Origin of the sequence: Alkalibacillus haloalkaliphilus C5 (assembly GCF_000269905.1) — a bacterium.
GTDB lineage: Bacteria > Bacillota > Bacilli > Bacillales > Alkalibacillaceae > Alkalibacillus > Alkalibacillus haloalkaliphilus_A.
The window spans coordinates 1-1,561 of record NZ_AKIF01000260.1; the positions used below are offsets into that span (position 1 = coordinate 1).

At 40.9% G+C, this 1,561-nt stretch carries 1 protein-coding gene; it reads right to left on the reverse strand.

Features of this window, described 5'->3' with window-relative positions:
* Window positions 1–1,561, reverse strand: a 1,561-nt coding sequence (locus A194_RS0116230) for a heavy metal translocating P-type ATPase (protein ID WP_017187828.1), incomplete at both ends; no start/stop codon positions are given.

Genomic DNA, 1,561 nt, shown 5'->3' on the forward strand with positions numbered 1-1,561 from the left:
AAGTTAATGTTTTGTAGTTCACTATTCATAAGCACCATATCAGACGTCTCGATTGCTACATCAGTTCCAGATCCCATCGCAATTCCGATATCCGCTTTTGCCATAGCCGGTGCGTCATTCACACCGTCACCGACCATCGCAACCGAACCGTATTGTTTTCTCAAGTCATCTACTTGATGGACTTTTTCTTCGGGAAGACATTGCGAAATCCACTCATTAATGCCAGCTTCTTCACTAATTTTCCTTGCTGTTTGTTCGTGGTCGCCTGTTATCATAATCGTCTTAATACCACGATCATTTAATGACTGAATTAACGCCTTTGCTTCGGGACGGATTTCATCTTTTACTGCCATTAAACCGATGACTTTACTACCTTTCACAATGAACATAATTGTCTTGCCTTCATTTTGAAGTGCTGATTTCCGATCTTCAATCTCTTCTGGCAACTCATCACCTGATAATATTTCACCGACGAGCTGTTCATTTCCGATATACCACGTTTCATCTTGCACGACGGCTTTTACACCGTGTCCAGTTAACCCTTCAGTCCAATCTACATCAAGTCCATTCTCCACATTTTGCTTCTCACCATATGCGACAATCGCCTCTGCAATTGGATGGTTGGACTGCCTTTCTATCGCTACAACTTGATTTAAAGCATCGACTCGATCGACACCATTTGTCACATAAAAATCTGTTACAACGGGTTCACCTTTAGTAATCGTACCTGTTTTATCAAACGCCACAGCCTTCATCTTTGAAAGTTGTTCGAGATACATGCCGCCTTTCATCAACACGCCTTTCCTAGCGCCAGTACTGATGGCCGATAAAAGCGTCGGCATAATTGAAGCAACAACAGCACACGGTGATGCTACAACTAACAACACCATCGCGCGATAAAATGTCTCTTCAAAATTAAAGCCAAATATTAATGGGGATATTAGCATAATACCAACGACGACTAAGACCGTAATAACATAAGGCCCTTCAATTTTTTCAATTAACTGCTGACTTGGTGGGCGGTTTTCTTTTGCTTCTTCCACAAGACGAATCATCTTTTGGAACAACGAATCTTTGTTTTCTTTCGTCACTTTTACAACGAGTGACCCCGCACCATTAATCGTCCCGTTATACACTTCATCTTGTTCCTTTTTATCAACTGGAAGTGACTCACCTGTGATTGTTGACTCATCAACTGAACTGTGACCACTTAAAATGACACCATCAACTGGAATTCTTTCACCATTTTTCACAAGTACTCGGTCACCAATTTTTAAATCGTCTAATCGGACTTGCGTGACAGATTCATCACCATTTAACTTATTGGCTTCATCAGGTGCAAGTTGAATTAACTTAGAAAGATCACGCTCACTTCTTTGATTCGCATACGTCTCAAGTGCACCACTTACAGAGAAAATAAATATTAAAATAGCTCCTTCATGCCAATAACCGATTGATGCTGCACCAACCGCTGCAATGATCATTAAAATCTCAACATTTAACGTACGATCGTGAACTAAATCAAGCACGCCTTCTTTCGCCTTGTAATAACCACCGATTA